Annotated in this window: 18 protein-coding genes; 6 read left to right on the top strand and 12 right to left on the bottom strand. The window is 68.6% G+C overall.

Translation table 11 applies throughout. From position 1 onward, the window contains the following. Positions 1-127: 127 nt before the first annotated feature. Complete coding sequence (locus ACZ5Z0_RS00975; protein WP_464109498.1) at positions 128-1552, bottom strand: M20/M25/M40 family metallo-hydrolase; 1425 nt, start codon at positions 1550-1552, stop codon at positions 128-130. A gap of 94 nt (positions 1553-1646) precedes the next feature. Between ACZ5Z0_RS00975 and ACZ5Z0_RS00970 the strand changes: the two genes are divergently transcribed. After that, positions 1647-2246 carry a DUF3043 domain-containing protein gene (locus tag ACZ5Z0_RS00970; RefSeq protein WP_464109497.1) on the top strand — a complete coding sequence of 200 codons (600 nt, stop codon included), beginning with the start codon at positions 1647-1649 and terminating at the stop codon, positions 2244-2246. An 87-nt stretch (positions 2247-2333) separates the two neighbouring features. Here ACZ5Z0_RS00970 and ACZ5Z0_RS00965 read toward each other — a convergent pair whose 3' ends face one another. Continuing rightward, positions 2334-3407: a quinone-dependent dihydroorotate dehydrogenase gene (locus ACZ5Z0_RS00965; RefSeq protein ID WP_464109496.1), complete on the bottom strand. Its 1074-nt coding sequence runs from the start codon at positions 3405-3407 to the stop codon at positions 2334-2336. A 100-nt stretch (positions 3408-3507) separates the two neighbouring features. Between ACZ5Z0_RS00965 and ACZ5Z0_RS00960 the strand changes: the two genes are divergently transcribed. The 3 genes from ACZ5Z0_RS00960 to ACZ5Z0_RS00950 are packed head-to-tail and all read left to right on the top strand — an operon-like array spanning position 3508 to position 7211. Next, positions 3508-5205: an FAD-binding dehydrogenase gene (locus ACZ5Z0_RS00960; RefSeq protein WP_464109495.1), complete on the top strand. Its 1698-nt coding sequence runs from the start codon at positions 3508-3510 to the stop codon at positions 5203-5205. Between the two features lie 21 nt (positions 5206-5226). Beyond that, the gene (locus ACZ5Z0_RS00955) at positions 5227-6213 is read left to right on the top strand and encodes an alpha/beta hydrolase (RefSeq protein ID WP_464109494.1); all 987 of its coding nucleotides are present in this window, start codon (positions 5227-5229) and stop codon (positions 6211-6213) included. Beyond that, positions 6210-7211 (top strand): alpha/beta hydrolase, encoded by a 1002-nt coding sequence (locus tag ACZ5Z0_RS00950; RefSeq protein WP_464109493.1) that lies wholly within the window; start codon positions 6210-6212, stop codon positions 7209-7211. Before ACZ5Z0_RS00955 ends, ACZ5Z0_RS00950 begins: the two co-directional genes overlap by 4 nt. Before the next feature lie 37 nt (positions 7212-7248). On the opposite strand, the gene ACZ5Z0_RS00945 is transcribed toward ACZ5Z0_RS00950, so the two are convergent. The 3 genes from ACZ5Z0_RS00945 to leuA form a co-directional block, all read right to left on the bottom strand. Then, positions 7249-8079 carry an isoprenyl transferase gene (locus ACZ5Z0_RS00945; RefSeq protein ID WP_464109492.1) on the bottom strand — a complete coding sequence of 277 codons (831 nt, stop codon included), beginning with the start codon at positions 8077-8079 and terminating at the stop codon, positions 7249-7251. Between the two features lie 2 nt (positions 8080-8081). Next, entirely contained in the window at positions 8082-8837 is a 756-nt protein-coding gene (gene recO / locus ACZ5Z0_RS00940; protein ID WP_138769275.1) for a DNA repair protein RecO, read from the bottom strand. Positions 8838-8945: 108 nt separating this feature from the next. After that, positions 8946-10685, bottom strand: coding sequence for a 2-isopropylmalate synthase (leuA, locus tag ACZ5Z0_RS00935; protein WP_464109491.1), 1740 nt, complete (start codon positions 10683-10685; stop codon positions 8946-8948). A 253-nt stretch (positions 10686-10938) separates the two neighbouring features. On the opposite strand from leuA, the gene ACZ5Z0_RS00930 reads away from it, so the two are divergent. Then, positions 10939-12891: a M13 family metallopeptidase gene (locus ACZ5Z0_RS00930; RefSeq protein WP_464109490.1), complete on the top strand. Its 1953-nt coding sequence runs from the start codon at positions 10939-10941 to the stop codon at positions 12889-12891. Positions 12892-12980: 89 nt separating this feature from the next. Here the strand turns inward: ACZ5Z0_RS00930 and ACZ5Z0_RS00925 are convergent, their stop codons facing one another. The 5 genes from ACZ5Z0_RS00925 to ACZ5Z0_RS00905 all read right to left on the bottom strand — a co-directional run bounded on the left by ACZ5Z0_RS00925 (position 12981) and on the right by ACZ5Z0_RS00905 (position 18543). After that, a complete protein-coding gene (locus ACZ5Z0_RS00925; protein ID WP_464109489.1) occupies positions 12981-14558 on the bottom strand; it encodes an LCP family protein in 1578 nt (525 codons plus the stop codon). 155 nt (positions 14559-14713) lie between these two features. Beyond that, the gene (era, locus tag ACZ5Z0_RS00920; protein ID WP_464109488.1) at positions 14714-15673 is read right to left on the bottom strand and encodes a GTPase Era; all 960 of its coding nucleotides are present in this window, start codon (positions 15671-15673) and stop codon (positions 14714-14716) included. Continuing rightward, positions 15657-16988, bottom strand: coding sequence for a hemolysin family protein (locus ACZ5Z0_RS00915; RefSeq protein ID WP_464109487.1), 1332 nt, complete (start codon positions 16986-16988; stop codon positions 15657-15659). Before ACZ5Z0_RS00915 ends, era begins: the two co-directional genes overlap by 17 nt. Beyond that, a complete protein-coding gene (gene ybeY / locus ACZ5Z0_RS00910) occupies positions 16985-17458 on the bottom strand; it encodes an rRNA maturation RNase YbeY (RefSeq protein WP_464109486.1) in 474 nt (157 codons plus the stop codon). The genes ACZ5Z0_RS00915 and ybeY overlap by 4 nt, the downstream gene beginning before the upstream one ends. Continuing rightward, positions 17455-18543, bottom strand: a complete 1089-nt coding sequence (locus ACZ5Z0_RS00905; protein ID WP_464109485.1) for a PhoH family protein — start codon at positions 18541-18543, stop codon at positions 17455-17457. Before ACZ5Z0_RS00905 ends, ybeY begins: the two co-directional genes overlap by 4 nt. Positions 18544-18992: 449 nt before the next feature. Between ACZ5Z0_RS00905 and ACZ5Z0_RS00900 the strand changes: the two genes are divergently transcribed. Then, a complete protein-coding gene (locus ACZ5Z0_RS00900) occupies positions 18993-19877 on the top strand; it encodes a GerMN domain-containing protein (protein WP_464109484.1) in 885 nt (294 codons plus the stop codon). 50 nt (positions 19878-19927) lie between these two features. On the opposite strand, the gene ACZ5Z0_RS00895 is transcribed toward ACZ5Z0_RS00900, so the two are convergent. Together ACZ5Z0_RS00895 and dnaJ are read right to left on the bottom strand one after the other, a co-directional pair. After that, positions 19928-20707: a 16S rRNA (uracil(1498)-N(3))-methyltransferase gene (locus tag ACZ5Z0_RS00895; protein WP_464109483.1), complete on the bottom strand. Its 780-nt coding sequence runs from the start codon at positions 20705-20707 to the stop codon at positions 19928-19930. A gap of 2 nt (positions 20708-20709) precedes the next feature. Further along, positions 20710-21837 carry a molecular chaperone DnaJ gene (gene dnaJ / locus ACZ5Z0_RS00890; RefSeq protein WP_464109482.1) on the bottom strand — a complete coding sequence of 376 codons (1128 nt, stop codon included), beginning with the start codon at positions 21835-21837 and terminating at the stop codon, positions 20710-20712. Positions 21838-21907: the final 70 nt, after the last annotated feature.

Raw genomic sequence — 21907 nt, 5'->3', positions numbered from 1 at the left:
AAACGGTATGGGCTATAGCTACATGCTACGTCGATCAGCGGTGTAGCTCTAACTCCTGGCGTAACCGTCGGTACCGGCTGAATGTTCCCCGGAAACGCCGAAGGACAGGCCCGCGCACGCTGCGCCCTCAGGCAAGGCCCTCGGCGTTCAGCCGGGCCAGCAGGAGCGCCTCGGCAATAATCGCGTTCCGGAAGTCACCCAGGTGGAGCGACTCGTTGGCGCTGTGCGCCCGCGAATCGGGATCCTCCACGCCGGTGACCAGGATCTGCACGTCCGGGTAGAGCTCGGTCAGGTCCGCGATGAACGGGATCGAGCCGCCGATGCCCGTCTCGACCGCGGGCACTCCCCACGCCTCGCCGAGCGCCCACATCGCCATGCTGGCGGCGGTGGAGGTGGTGTCCGTGAGGAACGCATTGCCGCTCTCCCCCGGGGTGAACACCACCTCGGCGCCGAACGGCGCATGGGCTTCAACGTGCCGCCTCACGGCCTCCATGGCCTCGGCCGGGTCCTGGCCCGGGGCGAGCCGCAGGCTGAACTTGGCGCGGGCGCGCGGCAACAGGGTGTTGGACGCGACATCCACGGCGGGGGCGTCGAAGCCGATGATGGACAGCGCGGGTTTGGTCCACAGGCGCGACGCGATGGAACCGGTGCCGGCGAGCTTCACCCCGTCGAGCACGGACGCATCGTTGCGGTATTCCTCTTCGGTGAGGTCGACGGCGACGTCGTCCCGGCTGACGAGGCCCTCGATCGCCACGCTGCCTTCGGCGTCGTGCAGGGTGGCGATCAGCCGCGCCAGCAGGGTCGGAGCATCGAGAACGGGTCCGCCGAACATGCCGGAGTGGACGGCGTGGTCCAGCACCTTGACCTCGATGGTGCCATCCACCAGGCCGCGCAGGCTGGTGGTGAGCGCGGGGATACCGACTTTCCAGTTGGAGGAGTCGGCCACCACAATCACGTCCGAGCGCAACAGTTCCTGGTGGGTTTCCAGGAAGGCACGGAAAGTCGGTGAGCCGGCTTCCTCCTCGCCCTCGAAGAAGAAGGTCACGCCGAGGCCCAGCTCGTCCCCCAGCACGCGGGTCACGGCGGAGTAGGCGGCGACGTGCGCCAGGATGCCGGCCTTGTCGTCCGCGGCGCCGCGCCCGTAGAGGCGGCCTTCGCGCTCGACGGCGGCGAACGGCTCGGTCTCCCAGAGCGCGAGGTCGCCGGTGGGCTGGACGTCATGGTGGGCGTAGAGCAGGATGGTGGGCTTGCCGGCTGCGGCCCGGCGGGTCGCGACGACGGCCGGGCCGCCGGGGGTGCCGTCCTCCTTGTCGCAGCGCAGGATCTGGACGTCCTCAAATCCGCTGGCGCGGACCAGTTCGGCGACGGCCTCGGCGCTGGCGTTCAGCGGGGCGGGGTCGAAACTGGGCCAGGCGATGCCGGGAATGGCCACCAGCTCCTTCAACTGTTCGACGGTGGCGTCGAAGGATTCGGTGACGGCCTGGCGGAGGGCTGCGGCATCGATGGAGCCGCTGGCTGAGGATTGCGGGATCCCCGCGGATGATGAAGTCATGGCCAAAACACTACCGTGTCCGGCATCACGACCATCAGCGCCACGGTGCCGTGGACTGGGCCTCCCGCCGCCCACGGCAGGGTACTCTGGAGGGGTGTTTGGACGTAGAAAAGAAGCGCCCTCGGCGCAGGACGTAGTTGACCAGCAGGTAGCCGAAGCGGCAGCCCGGGACACCGCCATCGGCAAGGGCGCGCCCACGCCCAAGCGCAGCGCCCAGGTGGCCGCCCGCAAGCGGCCGCTTGTTCCTGAGGACCGCAAGGCCTCCAGGGCAGCCGAGCGCACCGCCGTCGCCGAGCAGCGCCTCAAGATGCGCCAGGCCATGGACACCGGTGACGAGAAGTTCCTGCCGCTGCGCGACAAGGGCCCACAGAAGCGGTTCGCGCGCGACTACGTGGACGCGCGGTTCAGCCTCGGCGAGTACCTGATGTTCGGCGCCCTCGTCTTCGTCGTCATTTCCCTGCTGGTCCCCGCGAGCAGCGAACAGATGATCTACGTCCTCGGCGGTTTCTGGGTGATGTTCCTGGCCGTCTTCGTCGACGTCTTTATCCTCTCCCGCAAGCTCAAGAAGCGTCTTGCCGAGAAGTTCGGCGAGGTCGAGCGCGGCACCGTCTGGTACGGCTCCATGCGCTCCCTGCAGTTCCGCCGCCTGCGGCTGCCCAAGCCCCAGGTCAAGCGCGGCGAATTCCCCGCCTGATTCACACCTTCAACAAGGAGAGCCCCCGGCAGCTACCGGGGGCTCTTTTCGTTCGTCCGGGGTCCGCGGAGGGCGTCCCGGCGCCGCCTAGCGCCGGGACGGGTGCTTCGCGAGCAGCCGGTTGATCCGCGCCGCCCAGAAGGGACCCTCATAGAGGAAGGCCGTGTAGCCCTGCACCAGGGTGGCGCCGGCGTCGAGGCGCTGCTGGACATCCTGCGCCGTCTCCACACCGCCCACCGAGACCAGGGTGATGGCACCGCCGGTGGCGGCCTTGAGCCTGGACAGCACCTCGAGCGACCGCTGCTTCAGCGGCGCGCCGGAGAGTCCGCCGGCCCCGCACGCCTCGACCTGTTCCGGGCTGGAGACAAGCCCGTCGCGGCCGATGGTGGTGTTGGTGGCGATGATGCCGTCCAGCTTCAGGTCAAGGGCCAGCCGGGCGACGTCGTCGATGTCCTCGTCGCTAAGGTCCGGGGCGATCTTCACCAGCAGCGGCACGTGCCGCCCGGCGGCGCTGTCCGCCGCTTCCCCCACCGCGGTCAGCAGCGGCCGCAGGGTGTTGACGTCCTGCAGCAGGCGCAGCCCCGGGGTGTTTGGGGAACTGACGTTGACCACCAGGTAATCGGCTGCGGGCGCGAGGCTGCGGGCGCTGACCAGGTAGTCCGCCACCGCGTCCTCGAGCTCCACGACCTTGCTCTTGCCGATGTTGACGCCGATGACCGGGCGGACGCCGGGGTAGCGGCGTTGCAGGGCGGCGCGTGCGGAGCGGAGCCGGGGTGCCACGGCGGCGGCGCCGTCGTTGTTGAAACCCATCCGGTTGATCACGGCGCGGTCCTCGACCAGGCGGAACAGCCGGGGCGCCGGGTTGCCGGGCTGCGCTTGACCCGTGATGGTGCCGACCTCGACGTGGCCGAAGCCGAGGTCGGTCAGCGCCTCGATGCCGTGGCCTTCCTTGTCAAAGCCCGCGGCCAGCCCGAACGGCGAAGGGAACGTCAGGCCGAAGGCCTCGGTCCGCAACGAGGCTGCCGGGGCGGTGAACCGCTGCAACACCCGTCCGGCCCCGCAGCTGTTGGCCAGCCGGATGGCCCGAAAACCGATCTTGTGGGCGCGCTCGGCGTCCATCCAGGAGAAGGCGAGCCGGAAGAAGGTGGGATATACGCGCATGCCCCTAGTTTTCCGGTTCCGGCCGCGCAAACCAAAATGCCGCCGGCAAACGCGCCAAAACCAGACAAAACCTCGGCCCGGCGGGCGCTAGCATGAAGCCATGACCAGCGATGATGCAGTCCACAGCAACGGCCCGGCAGCGGCTTCCGAAGCACGGATCGAGGCTGACGTGGTGGTTGTCGGCGCCGGACTGGCCGGGCTGGTGGCCGCGGCGGAGGCGTATGCCGCGGGCCGGCGGGTAGCGGTCCTGGACCAGGAACCCGAGGCTTCGGCGGGCGGCCAGGCGCACTGGTCCTTCGGCGGCCTCTTCCTGGTCAACACCCCGGAGCAGCGCCGGCTGGGCGTCCGCGACAGCGCGCAGCTTGCCTTGGCGGACTGGCTCTCCTCCGCCGCCTTCGACCGGCCCGAGGACGCCCTGGCCCGGCAGTGGGCGGAGGCCTACGTGGACTTCGCGGCCGGCGAGAAGCGTGCCTGGCTTGCCTCCCTGGGCGTCGGGCTGTTCCCGCTGGTGCAGTGGGCCGAGCGCGGGGGCTACGGCCCCGACGGCCACGGCAACACCGTCCCGCGCTTCCACGTCGCCTGGGGAACCGGCCCGGCGCTGGTCGCGCCCTTCCTGGCCAAGCTCCGCGAAGGCGTGGCCGCCAGACGCGTGTCCTTTTACTTCCGGCATCGCGCCACCGAACTGACGACGACGGCGGGCCGGCTCAGCGGCGTCCGCGGCGAGGTCCTGGTGACCAGCGCCGAAGCCCGGGGCGAACAGTCCTCCCGCACGTCCGCCGGCGCTTTCGAGGCCGATGCCGGCGCCGTCGTCGTCACTACCGGCGGCATTGGCGGGAACCACGACGCGGTCCGGCGGCAATGGCCTGGTGGCGGCGCTCCGGCGTCGATGCTCAGCGGTGTCCCGGCCTCGGTGGACGGCGACTTCCTGGCCGCGGTGGACCGCGCCGGTGGCCGGCTGATCAACGGCGACCGGATGTGGCACTATCCGGAAGGCATCCACAACCATTCCCCGGTCTGGCCGCGGCACGGGATCAGGATCCTGCCCGGACCGTCTGCGCTCTGGCTCGATGCCACGGGCAGGATGCTCCCCGCCCCGCTTTTCCCGGGCTTCGACTCGCTCGGCGCGCTCCGGCACATCCTCGGCACCGGGCACACCCACTCCTGGTTCGTGTTGAACAAGACCATCGCGATGAAGGAATTCGCGCTCTCCGGCTCCGAGCAGAACCCGGACCTGACCGGTAAGGACCTCCGCCTGCTCGCCGGCCGCCTCAAACCGGCCGGGGACAGCCCACTGCAGCGCTTCCTGGACCGGGGTGTCGACTTCCTGCAAGCCGGCCGCCCTACGGAGCTCGCCGCGAAGATGAACTCCCTCACCGGTGCGCCGCTCATCGACGCCGCGGAGCTGGACCGCCTGGTCCGGTCCAGGGACCGGCAGTTCACCAGCGGGCTGGGCAAAGATCCGCAGCTCGCGGCGATCCGCGCCGCCCGGCGCTTCGCCACGGACAAGATCATGCGGGTGGCGCCGCCGCACCGGATGCTCGATCCCCGGCACGGGCCGCTGTTGGCGGTCCGCCTCTCGGTCCTCACCCGCAAGAGCCTCGGCGGGATCCAAACGGATCTGCACTCGCGGGTCCTGGACGGCGCCGGCCGCCCGGTGGCCGGGCTCTACGCCGCCGGCGAGGCGGCCGGGTTTGGCGGCGGCGGCATCCACGGGTACCGCGCCCTGGAAGGAACGTTCCTTGGCGGGTGCCTGTTCTCCGGCCGTGCGGCTGGCCGCGCCGCGGCCTCCGCCCTCTAGCCGGCCGACCGGGAGGATCAGATGGACTGGCAGACCGACATCCTGGGTGAGGACTTCGCGGCGTGCCCCTTCCAGACCACCGGACCGGACGGCGTCGAACGCACCGCCACCCTGGTCCGGCACATTCCCGCCTCGGGCGCCGGGAGCGCACCCCGGCGTGCGGTGCTGTTCCTGCACGGCTGGAGCGACTACTTCTTCAACGAGGAGCTCGCGGAATTCTGGACCGGCCAGGGTTTCGTTTTCTTCGCACTGGACATGCACAACCACGGCCGGAGCCTGCGGCCCGGCACCCACGGCGGCTACGTCGCGGACCTGGCCGACTACGACGCCGAGATTACGGCGGCGATCGGCATGATCGAGTCCCTGGCTCCCAAGGGCGCACCTCCCCCGCCGGTAACCCTGATGGGGCATTCCACCGGCGGACTCATCGCCGCGCTCTGGGCGAGCCGGCACCCTGGCCGCGCCGCCCAGCTGGTCCTCGACAGCCCCTGGCTCGAGATGCACGGCAGCCCTGCCGTCCGCCGCGCCGCACGGGCCATGGTGGAGCCGCTGGCACGCTTCCGGCCCGAATCCGTGATCCGGCTCCCCGAGCGCGCCTTTTACTGGCGCAGCATCAGCAGCGCCGCGGAAGGCGAATGGGTCCTGGATGACAACTACCGGCCGCCGCGGGCGTTCCCGGTTCGGGCCGGCTGGCTCAGCGCCGTACTCGCCGGCCAGTCCCGCGTCGCCCGGGGACTGAATATCGACGTCCCCATCCTGGTGCTGATCTCCGGCGCCAGCGCCAACGGAATGTTCTGGAAAGAGTCGATGCGGCGCACCGACGCCGTCCTGGACGTCAACACGATCGCCCTGCGCGCCCTCAGCCTGGGCCGCACCGTGACCCTCGAACGGATCGACGGCGCCCTGCACGACGTTTTCCTCTCCGCCCCACGGGTCCGGGCCGACGCCTATGCCCGTCTCGCCCGCTGGATCCGGGCCTATGTCACGGACGACGGCGGGCAGCAATGACGGTGCCCGCAGCGCAGCTTTGGCAGCGGGATGTCCTGGGGAGCCGCTTTGAGTCCCTGGAGCTGGCCTTGAGCCCGGATGACGAGGGACCCGTCGTCGCCACCCTGGTCCGTCCACGGCAGCACCCGGAAGTGCCCGGCCCGGCCGGGCAGGCAAAGGTGGTCCTCTACCTGCACGGCTGGGCCGACTACTTCCTGCAGGCCGAACTTGCCGACCAGCTCGTGGCCGGCGGCTTCCACTTCTACGCCCTGGACCTGCAGAAGTTCGGGCGCAGCCTGCGGAGCTGGCAGACGCCCGGCTACACCACGGACCTGGCGGTCTACGACGAGGACCTCGACGCAGCCCTCGCCGCCGTCAAGGCGGACGTCACCAACCGAACGGGCATCCCGGGAGTGCCGACGGTGCATCTGCTCGCGCATTCTTTCGGGGGCCTGGTGGCCGCGTTGTGGGCCGACCGGAACCCTGGAGCCCTCGGCACCCTCATCCTGAACGCGCCGTGGCTGGAACTTCAGGGCAGCAGCCTGATCCGGAACATCGCCATGCAGCTGGTCGAACCGCTGGCCCGCACCGACCCCCGGCGGCCGTTGCTGCTGCCCAGCATGCCCGGCTACTGGGACAGCGTCAGCCGCACGGCCCACGGTGAGTGGGAGCTGGAGCCGCAATGGCGGCCCCGGGCGTCGTTCCCGATCCGGCCGGGATGGACCAAGGCGGTCCTGGCCGGTCACGCGGCCGTGCAGCGGAGACTAGACATCACGTCGCCGGTGCTGGTGATGCTGTCCGGACGCACCCGGATCCAGGCCGAATGGTCCGAGGGACTGATGGACCTCGACGCCGTGATCGACGTGGAGGAAACGGCGCGCCGGGCGCTTGGGCTGGGCCGCCGGACGGCCGTCTTCCGCTACCCGGGGGCGATCCACGACGTCTTCCTCTCGCGCCCCGCGGTGCGGCGGGAAGCCTACGCGGATCTGCTGCTCTGGCTGAGCCTGTACCCCGGATAGCGGGCCCGGCCGGCTGAGGCGGCCCGGTCCCCCGGGCTCAGGCCGGGTTCAGCGGGGCGGCCGCGTCGACGGCTCCGCCATACCGGCGGTCCCGCTGGGCGTAGATTTCGACGGCGTCCCACAGGGTCCGCCGGTCCACGTCCGGCCATAGCGTGTCGAGGAAGACGAACTCGGCGTAGGCGGACTGCCAGAGCATGAAGTTGGACAGCCGCTGCTCGCCGGAGCTGCGCAGGAACAGGTCGACGTCGGGCAGGTCCGGCTCGTCGAGGTACTTCTGGATGGTCCGCTCGGTGATGGCGCCGGGTTTGAGCCGACCCGCGGCGACCTCCTCGGCGATCGCGGAGACGGCATCGGCGATCTCTGCCCGGCCGCCGTAGTTAACACACATGTTCAAGGTGCAGGTGCTGTTGCCGCGGGTGTACTCCTCGGCCTCCTCGAGCTCCCGGATCACCGAGCCCCAGAGCTTGGGCCGCCGCCCGGACCAGCGGATCCGCACACCCCATTCGTCGAGCTGGTTCCGCTGGCGGCGCAGCACATCCTTGTTAAATCCCATCAGGAAGCGCACTTCCTCGGGCGAGCGGCGCCAGTTCTCGGTGGAAAACGCGTAAACGCTGACATGCTCGATGCCCAGTTCGATGGCCCCGGCCATGACATCCAGCAGGGCCGGCTCCCCCGCCTTGTGGCCCTCAATCCGGGGCAGGCCGCGCTGGTTCGCCCAGCGGCCGTTGCCGTCCATCACGATCGCGACGTGCTTCGGGATGAACTCCGCCGGGATGGCGGGCGGCAGGGCACCGGAGGGGTGCGGGTAGGGCGCCACTACCTCGGCGGCGCGCCGGCGGACCGGGTTCTTCTTCTTTCCCAAGGCCACGGCTATGTTCGCTCCACATGTTTGAGGGATTTCAGGACACGTTCCAGATGCCACTGCAGGTAGCTGGCCACCAGGCCCGCTGCTTCCCGGCGGTGGGCGGGCGCAGAGGCGTCCGCCGCCGTCCAGTTACCGGTCAGCAGCGCCCCCAGCAACAGCACCGTCTCCGCGGCGGGCGCGGGGGAACCGGGCGGCCGGCACTCCCCGCAGACCATGCCGCCCAGCGAGGCGGAAAACGCGGTGTGCGGTCCAGGGGCGCCGCAGCGGGCGCAGTCGGTGAAGCTGGGCGCCCAGCCGCCGGTGGACAGGGCACGCAACAGGTAGGAATCCAGGATGAGCTCGGGGGCGTGGTCGCCCCGGCTCAGCGACGCCAGCGCCCCGACCAGCAGGTTGTACTGGGCGGTTCCGGCCTCGCCGTCGACGTCGGTGAGCTTCTCAGCAGTTTCGGTCATCGCGGCGGCGACAGTGTAGCGGCCGTAGTCGGCGGCGATGTTGGAGCCGTAGGCGCCCTTGGCGACGGCCTGGGTGACGACGTCCAGGGTGCGGCCGGAGATGAGCTGGAGGTCCGCGACCATGAAGGGTTCCAGCCTCGCGCCGAAGCGGCTGCTGGTTCGGCGGACGCCCTTGGCGACGGCCCGGACCTGGCCATGGTGCTTAGTCAGCAAGGTGATGATGCGGTCCGCTTCGCCGAGCTTGTGGGTGCGCAGGACGACGGCGTCGTCGCGGTACGCGCGCGCAGCAAAGGAGGAAGGTTGGGCCACAGTTAATCTTCGCACTGACTTTGGGGAAACACTGCCATTGGAAAAGCGGCGCTGCCGGGACGCAGCGCCGCGCCGCCGGAAACTCCGGCGGCGCGGCGCCCCGGGCTGCTAGGCGCGGGCGTCCCGGATGGCACGGTTGACAGCAGAGATGACGGCCTTGAGCGAGGCCATGGAGGTGTTGGCGTCAATCCCGACACCCCACAGCACCCGCTCCCCCACGGCACATTCGACGTAAGCAGCGGCCTGGGCGCTGCCGCCCTCGGACAGGGCGTGCTCGCTGTAGTCGAGCACGCGGACATCCACGCCGTCCTCGCGCAGGATGCTCAGCAGCGCGGCGATCGGGCCGTTACCGGTCCCGGTGCGCCGCAACGGCTTGCCATCCACCTTCAGCGCGGCGGTCAGCGTCATGGTGCCGTCCTCGTCCGACTCGGTGCTGACCGCGCCGAGGGCGTAGCGGCCCCACTGGGCCTCGGCGGCAGCCGAGGGCAGGTACTCGTCCTGGAAGAGCTGCCACAGCTGGCCGCCGCTGACTTCGCCGCCCACCGTGTCGGTGCGGCGCTGGATGACGCCGGAGAACTCGATCTGTGCCCGGCGCGGCAGGTCCAGGTTGTGCTCGTTCTTGAGCAGGTAGGCCACGCCGCCCTTGCCGGATTGCGAATTCACCCGGATGACGGCCTCGTAGCTGCGGCCGAGGTCCTTGGGGTCCACGGGCAGGTACGGGACCTGCCAGGCGTAGTCGGCCACGTCCTTGCCCGCGGCGGCTGCGTCCCTCTCCAGCGCTTCCAGGCCCTTCTTGATGGCGTCCTGGTGCGAGCCGGAGAAGGCCGTGAAGACCAGGTCACCGCCGTACGGGGAGCGTTCGGCGACGGGCAGCTGGTTGCAGTACTCGACGGTGCGGCGGACGTCGTCGATGTCGGAGAAGTCGATCATCGGGTCGATGCCCTGGACGAACATATTCAGGCCCAGGGTGACCAGGTCCACGTTGCCCGTCCGCTCCCCATTGCCGAACAGGCAGCCTTCGATCCGGTCTGCCCCGGCCAGGTAGCCCAGCTCGGCGGCCGCGACGCCGGTCCCCCGGTCGTTGTGCGGGTGCAGGGAGAGGATAATGCCTTCGCGCGGGTGCAGGTGCCGGCTCATCCACTCGATGGAGTCCGCGTACACATTGGGGGTGGCCATTTCGACCGTGGCCGGCAGGTTGATGATGACCTGGCGGTCGGCGGAGGCCTCGAAGACGTCAGCGATCGCGTTGCAGACCCGCACGGCGTAGGCGAGTTCAGTGCCGGTGAAGGATTCCGGCGAGTACTCGTAGGTGATGTGGGTGTCCTGGAGGGTTTCCTCGTACTTCTTGCACAGGCGCGCGCCCTGCAGGGCGATGTCGAGGATGCCGTCCTCGTCCTGGTTGAACACGACGCGGCGCTGCAGGACCGACGTCGAGTTGTACAGGTGCACGATGGCCTGCTTGGCGCCGACCAGGGACTCGTAGGTCCGCTCAATCAGGTGTTCCCGGGCCTGGGTCAGGACCTGGATGGTGACGTCGTCCGGGATGCGGTTGCCCTCAATGAGCTGGCGAACGAAGTCGAAGTCCGTCTGCGAGGCCGAGGGGAAGCCGACTTCGATCTCCTTGTAGCCCATCCGGACCAGCAGGTCGAACATCTTCATTTTGCGGGCCGGGCTCATCGGGTCGATCAGGGCCTGGTTGCCGTCACGAAGGTCGACCGCGCACCAGCGCGGGGCCTTGGTGATGACCTTGTCAGGCCAGGTGCGGTCCGGCAGTTCGACCGTGATCAGGTCTTGGAACGGGACATAGCGGTGGACCGGCATTCCTGAGGGCTGCTGTGCGTTTCGCATTACTATCGGGGCCTTTTCTGTGGTTCCTGGTGAAAGGGTGGCCGGGCAACACAAACTCCGCAGCGAGGTTTGGCCTTGCGCTAGATCGCGTCTGAGGCCTCGCCGCGGCAGCTAAGAAGAAGCAGTTCTGCGCGCACATTTTCACACTAACACGGGTGCGTAAGATGAAGGAGCCATACCTCCGCAACGTCCAGCATGCAGACGCTGTACCGGTGCCAGGGCCCGGTGCAGCTTCCCACTCGAAGGAGCCACAGTGCCGCTTTCCGGGATTGACCAGTCCACCATCGACGCCGGCGTCCGCCCCCAGGACGACCTTTACCGGCACTTCAACGGGAGCTGGCTGAAGAACACCCCTATACCGGATGACCGGCCGCTGGAAGGCACGTTCACAGCGTTGCGCGACGGCTCGGAACTGGCGGTCAAGGAGATCATCCTGGAGGCGGCCGGCCGCGGCGAGGACGCAACCGGCATCGAACGCAAGATCGGGGACCTGTACAACAGCTTCATGGACGAGGAAGCCGTGGAGGCCAAGGGGGCGGAGCCGATCCGCGCCCGGCTGGCCGAGGTTTTCGCGACGGCGTCCGTTGCCGATCTGGTCCGGCTCGCCGGACGGCTGTTCCGCGCCGACGTCTCCGGCCTGTTCTACATCTACCCGGCGCCCGACGCGGGCAATCCGGACCGGATCCTGCTCTACACCGGCCAGGCGGGCCTGGGCCTGCCGGACGAGTCCTATTACCGCGAAGAGAAATTCGCGCCGGTGGTGCAGTCCTACCGGGATCACGTCCGCACCATGTTCGGGCTGGCCGGCATCCCGGACGCCGAGGCTGCGGCGGCCCGTGTCGTGGAGCTGGAGACTTCCCTGGCGGCACATCACTGGGACAAGGTGACGCTGCGCAATCCGCAGAAGACCTACAACCTGAAGTCGGCAGAGGAGGTTTCGCAGCTGTTCCCGCTGCTCGCGGACTGGTTCGACGCCGCCGGCATCGCAGCGGACAAGCGCGCCGAACTCGTGGTCAGCACGCCGGACTTCTTCGCGGGCGCCGCTGCCCTGCTGGAATCGGTGCCGCTGGCCGTCTGGCAGGAGTGGCTTGCGCTGCGGGTGGTCGGCGCGGCCGCCCCCTACCTTTCGGCCGCTTTCGTTGACGCGAACTTTGCGTTCTACGGCACCACGCTGAGCGGCACGCCGCGCAACCGGGACCGCTGGAAGCGCGGTGTCGCCGTCGTCGAGGCCGCCCTGGGTGAGGCGGTCGGGCAGATCTACGTGGCCCGGCACTTCCCGGAAAGCCACAAGGAACACATGCGCGCGCTGGTGGCCAACCTGATCGAGGCGTACCGCGGGTCGATCACGAACCTGGCCTGGATGGGTGAAGAGACCAAGGTGGAGGCGCTGCAGAAGCTCGATTCCTTCCGGGCGAAGATCGGCTACCCGGACAAATGGATCGACTATTCCGCCGTGGTGATCGACGAGGCTGACCTGCTGGGCAACGTGGAGCGCGCCCACAGCGCCGACGTCGACCGGCACCTGGACGAGGTGGGCAAGCCCGTGGACCGGGAGAAGTGGCTCATGACGCCGCAGACCGTGAACGCCTACTACCACCCGCTGCTCAACGAGATCGTGTTCCCGGCCGCCATCCTGCAGCCGCCGTTCTTCACCGCCGACGCCGACGACGCCGTCAACTACGGCGGGATCGGGGCCGTGATCGGCCACGAGATCGGCCACGGCTTCGATGACCAGGGCTCCCAGTACGACGGCAGCGGCCTGCTCCGGAACTGGTGGACCGAGGCGGACCGGACCGCGTTCGAGGCACTGACCTCCAAGCTGGTAGCCCAGTTCGATGCCCTCTCCCCTGCCGAAGCCGCCGGCCACCACGTCAACGGCAAGCTGACGCTGGGTGAGAACATCGGCGACCTAGGCGGCCTCACCATCGCCTACAAGGCGTACCAGATCAGCCTCGAGGGGCAGGAGCCGCCGGTGCTGGACGGACTCACCGGCGCCCAGCGTTTCTTCGCTTCCTGGGCTGCAAGCTGGCGGCAGGTAATCCGCAGCGAGGAAGCTGTCCGGCGGCTCGCGACGGATCCGCACTCCCCCAACGAATTCCGCACCAACGCCATCGCCAAGAACCTCGATGCCTTCCACTCGGCGTTCGAAACCGCGGAGCAGGACGGCATGTGGCTGGCGCCGGGCGAGCGGGTCAGCATCTGGTAGCGGCCACCGTCCTGCTGCAGGGTCAGCAAAAGGCGGGCCGGGTGACATCACCCGGCCCGCCTTTTGTTGTGTTGTTTCCTAGTGTGTGATTAGCGCGTGATCAGTGCGGGATTGGCCTGCTGGCAGACGGTGTCCCCCGCGGTCTGGTTGACGATGTTCGGCGGCAGTGCCGCCGGGGCGTTCGGCTGCTGGGTAGCGCCGGCGGCGTAGTCGCGGCCCACGTAGACCTGCACGCCGGTGACACCGGCCGCCGGGAGCACCTGGGAGGCCGGGATGCCGAGCAGCGCGGCGACGTCGGCGGCCACGTCGGCAAATTCCGCACCGTAGTACACCGCCGTTGTGGCCACCGCCTTGGCGGTCAACTGGCCCGTCTTGGTGAAGCCTCCCGCGGTCAGGGCGGCCACGAGTTCCTTGGCCCGGGCCGGGTCCCCGGACCCATTGGCCACGGTGACGGGCTGCAGCGCCTTGTTATACGCCGGAGCGGCCGGGCTCTGGCTGGCCGGGGGTTCCGCGCTGGCCGAGGCACTGGCAGAGGCGGCCGGTTTGGCGGCCGGATCCGTCAGGTCGACGTCGTTGCGCATCGCCGCGAACAGCTGTGAGGCGGCCGGTTGGGCCAGTTGCAGGCGGTTCGGGTCGGACACCGCCGGCTCGGTCGGGGCGGCGACGAAGGCGACCTTTCCGACGTCGATGTTCTTGAGCCGGTTTCCGACCGTGAGCAGCGTCGGGACGGAGGCCATGCCCTCGTCAATCGTCAGGTTCTTGGTGATCGCGTCCGCGATGCCGAGCATCCGACCGGGGTTGGAGAGGGTGCCGTCGTCCTTGATCTTGCGGACGAGGGAAGACAGGAAGCCCTGCTGGGCCTTGATCCGGCCGAGATCGCCGCCGTCGCCGAAGGCGTGCCGCGTGCGGACGAAGGAGAGTGCCTGCTCGCCCTGGACCTTGGAGGTGCCCTTGGGCAAGCGGAGTCCGGAGTCGGGGTCGTAGATTGCGTCACTGACGCAGACGTCCACGCCGCCGACGGTATTGGACAGCTCCTTGACCGAGTTGAAATCCGCCATCATGAAGTGGTCGACCTCGAGGCCGGTAATCTTATTGACCGTGTCCACGGCGCAGCCGATGCCGGCCTCGGACATCGCCGCGTTGATCATGACGTTCTTTTGGGCCGGGAATTCCTGCTTCGTCTTCTGGTCCACGCACTTGGGAATGTCAACCAGCAGATCGCGCGGGAAGCTGACTACGCTGACGCGCTTGTTGTCCGCGGAGATGTCCATCAGCATCATGACGTCTGAGTGGCCGTAGCCGGTGGAATCGGCGGCGCTGCCGTATTGCGAGTTCTTGCCGTCGCGGGTGTCCGATCCGAGGATCAGGATCTGCATCCGATCCTTCGCTTCGTCGACCGCGTTCTCGGTTCGGCTGTTGCCGGCACCCAAGGCCTGTTTGGTGATGTTCCCCTGCAGCCGGATGAACCAGTAGGCACCGAAGGCGATCACTCCGACGAGCAGGACGGAAATGATGAGCGTCGTGGCCTTGAGCCACATCGGGGTCTGCGAAGTGGCTCCCAAGTGGCGGGCCGGGCCGACGGAAGTGTCTTCCGTGTGCCGGGCAGCGGCGTTGGACCGAACCGGGGGGCCGGTTCCGTCTGCACGGTTGTCACGGGGTCGAACCACGGGTGATGCCTTCCTTAGCGAGCGGGAGTCTCACCATTTTAGTGTCCGAAACTGGGAAAATCCCGATGGGCGTGCCGGTCCGCGGCGGCGTTCCGCGGGCCGGCCGCACGCGCGGCCAGCCTGGGGGCACCGCGCGCTTTGGCGCCGCCGGGGGCCTAAAAGCCCAGTTTCACCAGTTGCTTCGGATCGCGCTGCCAGTCCTTGGCGACCTTGACGTGCAGGTCCAGGTAGATCCGGGCGCCGAGGAGGGCCTCGATGGCTTTGCGCGCCGTGGTGCCCACTTCACGAAGCCGGGCGCCGCCCTTGCCGATGATGATGGCCTTCTGCGAGGGCCGTTCCACATAGAGGTTGACCCGCACGTCCAGGAACGGACGGTCCTCCGGCCGGCCTTCGCGCGGAACGATCTCGTCGACCACAACGGCCAGGGAGTGCGGAAGTTCGTCGCGGACGCCTTCAAGGGCGGCCTCGCGGATGAGCTCGGCGATCATCACCGCTTCGGGCTCGTCAGTCAGGTGGCCGTCCGGGTAGAGCGGCGGCGACGGCGGCATATGGCTGATCAGCACGTCGGCGACGGTGCCAACCTGGAAGCCGTCCGTGGCGGAGACCGGGACGATGTCCTTCCAGCCGTCCTCGCCCAGCACCTCGCGGCCCAGGGCGGCGACGGCGAGCAGCTGCTCGGTCAGGGCCTGCCGGTCCACGGTGTCGGACTTCGTCACGACGGCGATGACCGGCTTGTTCCCGACGGCAGCGAGCTGCGCGGCGATGAACTTATCGCCGGGGCCGATCTTCTCGTTGGCGGGCAGGCAGAAGCCGATCGCATCCACCTCGGCGAGGGTGTCCGCGACGAGCTCGTTGAGGCGCTTGCCCAGCAGCGTCCGCGGGCGGTGGAGCCCGGGGGTGTCGACCAGGATCAGCTGCGCATCCTCGCGGTGCACGATGCCGCGGATGGTGTGGCGGGTGGTCTGCGGCTTGGCCGACGTGATAGCGACTTTCTGGCCGACCAGGGCGTTGGTGAGGGTGGATTTGCCCGCGTTGGGACGTCCCACCAGCACCGCGAACCCGGCCCGGTAACCGCCGTAGGGCGCTTCGCCGTCGGACTTATTCTGCTTGCTCACGTGGAACTCCCTGTTGCGTTGGTTCAGCCTCGTCGAGAAGGTCTTCAAGGTCAGTTTCTTCCTTTGGAACTGCGGCCGCAATGATGTGGCTGACCCGGTTCCGGCGGCCCTCGAGCCTGTCGGCCCGGAGCGTGACGCCGTCGACGGCGACGGTGCTCCCGACGATCGGCACCCGGCCAAGCGCCTTCGCGAGGAGGCCGCCCACGGTGTCCACCTCGTCGTCGTCGAGCTCGAGGTCGAAGAGCTCGCCGAGGTCGTCGATGCTCATCTTGGCGCTGACCCGGTAGCTGCCGTCGCCTAGTTCCACCGCTTCGGCGGCTTCGGTGTCGTATTCGTCCACGATCTCGCCGACGATCTCCTCGATCAGGTCCTCGAGCGTGACCAGCCCGGCGGTCCCGCCGTACTCGTCGATCACGATCGCGACGTGCGTTGATTCTTTTTGCAGCTCGCGGAGCAACTCGCTCACGGGCTTCGAATCGGGAACGTAGCGCACTTCGCGGGCCAGCTCGTCGACGAGCGGCGGCTCCTCGCCCGGGCCCAGGTTGTGGACCACGGCGGCGACGTCCTTGAGGTAGACGATGCCGAGGATCTGGTCCGTGTTGTCACCGATGACCGGGATCCGCGAGTATCCGGAGCGCAGGAACAGCGACATCGCCCGGTGCAGGCTGGAGCCGGAGTCGATGCAGAGGATGTCCGTCCGCGGCACCATCACGGAACGGACCAGCGTGTCGCCAAAGTCGAAGACCGATTGGATCAGCTCGGCCTCGTTGTCCTCGATCACGTCGGATTCGCTCGCACGTTCGACCAGTTCGCGGAACTCCTCTTCGCTGAAGAAGGCTTCGTTGTCCGCCGGCGCGCCGGGCGCTACGGCACTGCCGACGGTGACCAGCCAGCCCGGAATCGGACCCAGAACCCAGCAGAGCCAGCGGATAAGGGGCGCCGAGAAACGGACCAGGCCGGCCGAGTGCACGCGGCCCAGCTGGCGCGGGGACACCCCAACGATCACGAAGCCGACCAGGGCCATAATGCCGGTGGCGGCCAGGCCAGCGAGCCAGGCGTTGTCGAGCAGGCTGTGCAACAGCACGGTGACGGCAACCGCGGAGGCCATCTCGAACCAGACCCGCCAGAACCGCAGGGCGCGCATGTGAGCCACCGGCTGGCCCATGATCCGTTTGAGCGCGGTGCCACGGCTGTGCAGGATCGCCTGTTCGGCGTCGTGCCGGGGAAGGTAATTGAAGGCAGCCTCGGCCGCTGTCAGCACGGCGGCAAAGCTGAGGAAGACCAGCGCCATGCCGGCCAGGATCAGTGGGGTCACTGAATCGTCTCTGCCGGGGCGTCCTTGCCGGTGAAACCGGAGAGCAGTTCGCGCTGCAGGCTGAACATCTCTTCCTTTTCTTCCGGTTCCGCGTGGTCAAAGCCCAGCAGGTGCAGGATGCCGTGGGTGGTGAGCAGGAGCATCTCGTCCTGGGTCGAGTGGCCGGCGTTTTTCGCCTGGACCTCGGCCACCTGCGGGCAAATCGCGATATCGCCCAGCATCCCTTGAGGGGTCGGCTTGTCCGGAGTGCCCGGGGTGAGCTCGTCCATCGGCACTGACAGCACGTCCGTGGAGCCAGGCTCGTCCATCAGTTCGATGTGGAGCTTTTCCATCGCGGGCTCGTCGACCAGCAGAATGGAGAGCTCCGCCTGCGGGTGGATGAAGAGCCGTTCGAAGACAAACCGGGCCAGGGCCACCAGTTCGGCTTCGTCGACGCTGACGCCGGATTCGTTGTTGACCTCGATGCTCATGCGCGTTCTCCCCGGTTTTCCCGGGCGACGGAGTGCTTGACCCGGTTCCTTTGTGTGTCGTCCCAGATGCTGTAGGCGTTCACGATGTCACCCACCAGCCGGTGCCGGACGACGTCGGAGGCGTCCAGGACCGAGAAATTGACGTCCTCGATCCCCTGCAGGATCTCTTCAACGATCCGCAGCCCGGAGCGGGTGCCGAACGGCAGGTCCACCTGCGTCACATCGCCGGTGACGACCATCTTGGAGCCGAAGCCCAGCCGGGTGAGGAACATCTTCATCTGCTCCGGTGTGGTGTTCTGGGCCTCGTCCAGGATGATGAACGCGTCGTTGAGCGTGCGCCCGCGCATGTAGGCCAGCGGTGCCACCTCGATGGTGCCGGCGGCCATCAGCCGAGGAATCGACTCGGGATCCATCATGTCGTGCAGGGCGTCGTAAAGCGGGCGCAGGTAGGGATCGATCTTGTCGCTCAGCGTGCCGGGCAGGAACCCCAACCGCTCCCCCGCTTCAACGGCCGGACGGGTCAGGATGATCCGGCTGACTTCTTTTTGCTGCAGCGCCTGGACGGCCTTGGCCATGGCCAGGTAGGTCTTGCCGGTACCGGCCGGGCCGATCCCGAAAATCACCGTGTTCGCGTCGATGGCGTCCACATAGTTCTTCTGGTTCAGGGTCTTGGGCCGAATGGTCTTGCCGCGGCTGGACAGGATGTTGAGCGTCAGGACGTCCACGGGGTTCTGCAGCGACTGGCTGCGCAGCATTGACACCAGCTGCTGCAGCACGGCCGGCGTGATGACGGTGCCGCGGGCCACCAGGCCGCGCACTTCGTTAAGCAGCCGCATGATCCGGGGCACGTCGGCGGACGGGCCGCTGATGGCAAGTTCGTTGCCACGGACATGGAAGTCGACGTCGGGGAACTGGGTTTCAATGAAGCGCAAGGCCTCGTCGTGGCTACCCAGGGACTGCACCATCTGGTCGGAGTTGTCGAACAGCACCACCTCCGTCCGCAGGCCTGGTAGGGAGTGGGGAAATTCCCCTGCGGTGCGCTCGCCCGCGCTGATCCGGGCCTTGCCGTTGGCTGCTTCAGTCATGGTGTTGGCCCGTGGGCCTCTGGTCCCCTCCAGCTCGGAAATGGTCGCCCGCCGTTGCCGGCCGACGGCCGTCCGGGCCATCAGCGCCGGGTTCCGGCGGGTCCTTCCATCTTACGCCAGCGTTGCCCGGTACCGGCGCGGGGGGCCTCCGCAACGCCATTAGGTATCAACTTCATATCGTCCTCATATCGTTCCCGTTGCAGTTCGCTGGCCGGTGCGGAAACCCGCCCGGAGCGCGGGCGTCCTGTGTAATGCTGGATTCGGCCCTGCCGGGCCCGACGCCGCCGTTCCTGTGACGGCCCGCGGGTATCCCGGCGCGGCGGACACCCGCCCGTCGAACACGCCCTGCGGGCACGGAGCGAACACACAACGAAGGGACAGCGGCCATCAGTCAGCGTGGAGTCATCAAGGCAGCAGGCCGGCGTACGCGCCGCGGGGTCCTGCTGCTGGTGCTGCCCGCCGCCCTGGCCCTTTCCGGCTGCGTCGCCACACCCCAGCCCGGAATCACCGACTCGGGTACCCCCACCCAGACGGTGCCGGGTCCAGCCCCCGGCGTCGCCACCACCAGCGCCCCGCTGGAATCCACGCAGGCGTCCAACAAGGCACCGGTCTACTGGATCGGACGCAGCAACAACAATGTCTTCCTGTACCGGGAATTCCGCGACGTCTCCGAGCAGGACAACCCCATCACGCGGGCCCTGCGGGTGATGATGTCGGAGAAGCCGCTGGACCCCGACTTCTTCACCCCGTGGCAGAATCCGAAAAAGCTGGCCACCTCGATTTCAGGCAAAAACGTCATCACCGTGGATGTGTCCGCAGACGCGTTCAACAGCAACGTCGACGCCGACATGGCGGAACGCGCCATCCAGCAGCTGGTCTACACGGCCACGGCGGCGGGGGCCAGCGCGGGCTTGACGGACGCCGGGCAGCAGATCCAGGTCGTCATCCTCGTGGACGGGCACACCGACTATGTGGCCTTCAACCGGGTGCGGCTTGGTGCGCCGACGTCGCGCAGCGCCGGGATGGTAGCGCCCGTGTGGATTATCGATCCGCAGGAGGGCACCGAGGAAGCCGACGGAGCCGTGAAGTTTTCCGGCCGCAGCACGGTCCCGGGCGGCAAGTTGCGCTGGGAGATCCTGCGGGTCGACGGCACCACCAAGACCCCTTACCTGAACGGCAATATGACCGCCTCCGCCGACGGCGCGCAGGCCGGCCTGTTCAACTTTTCGCTGAACCTCGGGCCCGGGAGCTATGAGGCCCGGGTATCGCAGGTGGATCCCACCGGCGCGGTGCAGGACCTGAACGTCGATACCCGCGGGTTCACCGTCCGCTAGTCCCGTCGCCCGGTGGCTACCAGCGTCCGGCGGCTACCAGCGTCCGGCGGCTACCAGCGTCCGAGGATGTCGCTCGCCAGCACGGTGGCGGCGGGCCCGGCCGTGGACGAACGCAGCACAAGGTGGCCCAGCAGGGCGGTCACGGCGCCCGCGTCACACAACCGGGTGACCTCGCGGGGGCTGATGCCGCCCTCCGGACCCACGATCAGGAGCACCTCGCGCGGCTTGCCACCGTCCCCTGCCCCTTGCCCGTCTCCGAGCCAGGCTTCCAGCACCTGCCGCAGCGGCCGCACGGCGTCCTCGTGCAGGATGATGGCCAGGTCCGCGGCCGCGACGGCTGCCTGCAGCCCGCCGCCGTCGACGGCGTCCCGGACCTCCGGGATCCAGGCGCGGCGCGCCTGCTTCGCGGCTGCCGTCACCACCGACTGCCACTTGGCGTGAGCCTTGGCCGCGCGTTCGGGCTTCCACCGGACGATCGACCGCTCCGCCTGCCAGGGCACGACGGCGTCAATGCCCAGTTCCGTGGCCGTTTCGGCGGCGAGTTCGTCGCGGTCGCCCTTGGCCAGCGCCTGCACGAGGACCAGCCTGACGTCGGGCCTGGCCTCGGTGCTGGCCTCGACGCATTCGACCGTCAGTTCCTGCGGGGCGACGTCGGTGACGGTGCCGGTGATGCGCGTGCCGGCGCCGTCGGCGAGGTCAACCGCCTCCCCGACGGCCAGCCGCTTGACTGTCACCGCATGGCGCGCCTCGGCGCCCGTGAGGACGAACGTTTTGCCCGGGGCCTGCTGGTCCAGGGATCCCGCGGGGGTGAAGAAGACCGGGTTACTCACCGCTACAGGTTACCGAGCCGGTCCCGGAGCTTGGCGAAGACGCCGCCGCTGGCGGCGAGCTTGCCTTCGGTGAACTGCTCGCCGCGGAGTTTGGCGAGCTGGCGGAGCAGCTCCTCCTGGGCGGCGTCGAGCTTGGCCGGGGTGTCCACCTGCAGGTGGACCTTGAGGTCGCCGCGGCCGTAGCCGCGCAGGTGCGTCACGCCCAGGCCGCGCAGCGTGATGACTTCGCCGGACTGGGTACCGGCTTTGACGTCGATTTCCTGCTGCCCGTCGAAGGTCTCCAGGGTCAGCTCCGTGCCCAGGGCGGCCGCGGTCATCGGGATGTTGAGGCTCGCGTGCAGGTCATCGCCTTCCCGCAGGTAGGTCGGATCGTTGTTGACCCGGATCTCGACGTAGAGGTCACCGGCCGGGCCGCCGGCCGGACCGGCCTCGCCCTGGCCGGAGAGCTGGATTCGGGTGCCGGTGGCGACGCCGGCCGGGACCTTGACGGTCAGGGAGCGGCGGCTGCGGATCCGGCCTTGGCCGGCGCACTCGTTGCACGGGTCCTTGATGACGGTGCCGAAGCCCTCGCAGCTGCCGCAGGGGGCGGAGGTCATGACCTGGCCAAGGATGGAGCGCACGGCGCGCTGGACCTGGCCGCTGCCGCCGCAGATGTCGCAGCGTTCGGGGTGGCTGCCCTCGCGGCAGCAGGAGCCCTCGCAGGTGGGGCAGGTGACGGCGGTGTCCACCTCGAGCTTCTTGTTGACGCCGAACACGGCGTCGCGGAGCTCGATCCGGACGCTGATCAGCGCGTCCTGCCCGCGGCGGACCCGGGATGCGGGGCCACCCTGGCCGCCGGCGCCGCCGAAGAAGGTCTCGAAGATGTCCTGGAAAGCGAAGCCCTGGCCGGCGTAGCCGCCGCCGAAGCCGTTGTCCGTGCCGTTCTCGTTGCCCGTGGTGTCGTAGACCCGGCGCTTCTGCGGATCGGACAGCACCTCGTAGGCGTGCGTGACCGCCTTGAACCGCTCGGAAGCGTCGTCCCCGGGGTTAACGTCCGGGTGCAGGGAACGCGCGAGTTTGCGGTAGGCCTTCTTGATTTCTTCCCCCGTCGCTTCGCGGGAGACTCCAAGAACGTCGTAGTGGCTGCTCAAAGTGTGTATCTCTTCCTTTTTGTACTGCCGGTGGGGCACTGCCTGCGACAGGCAAGACGTCTGGTAGCGG

Source organism: Arthrobacter sp. T2-23 (genome assembly GCF_055398325.1).
Note: the sequence above shows the minus strand (reverse complement) of the source record. Positions and strands in the feature narration are given on the sequence as shown.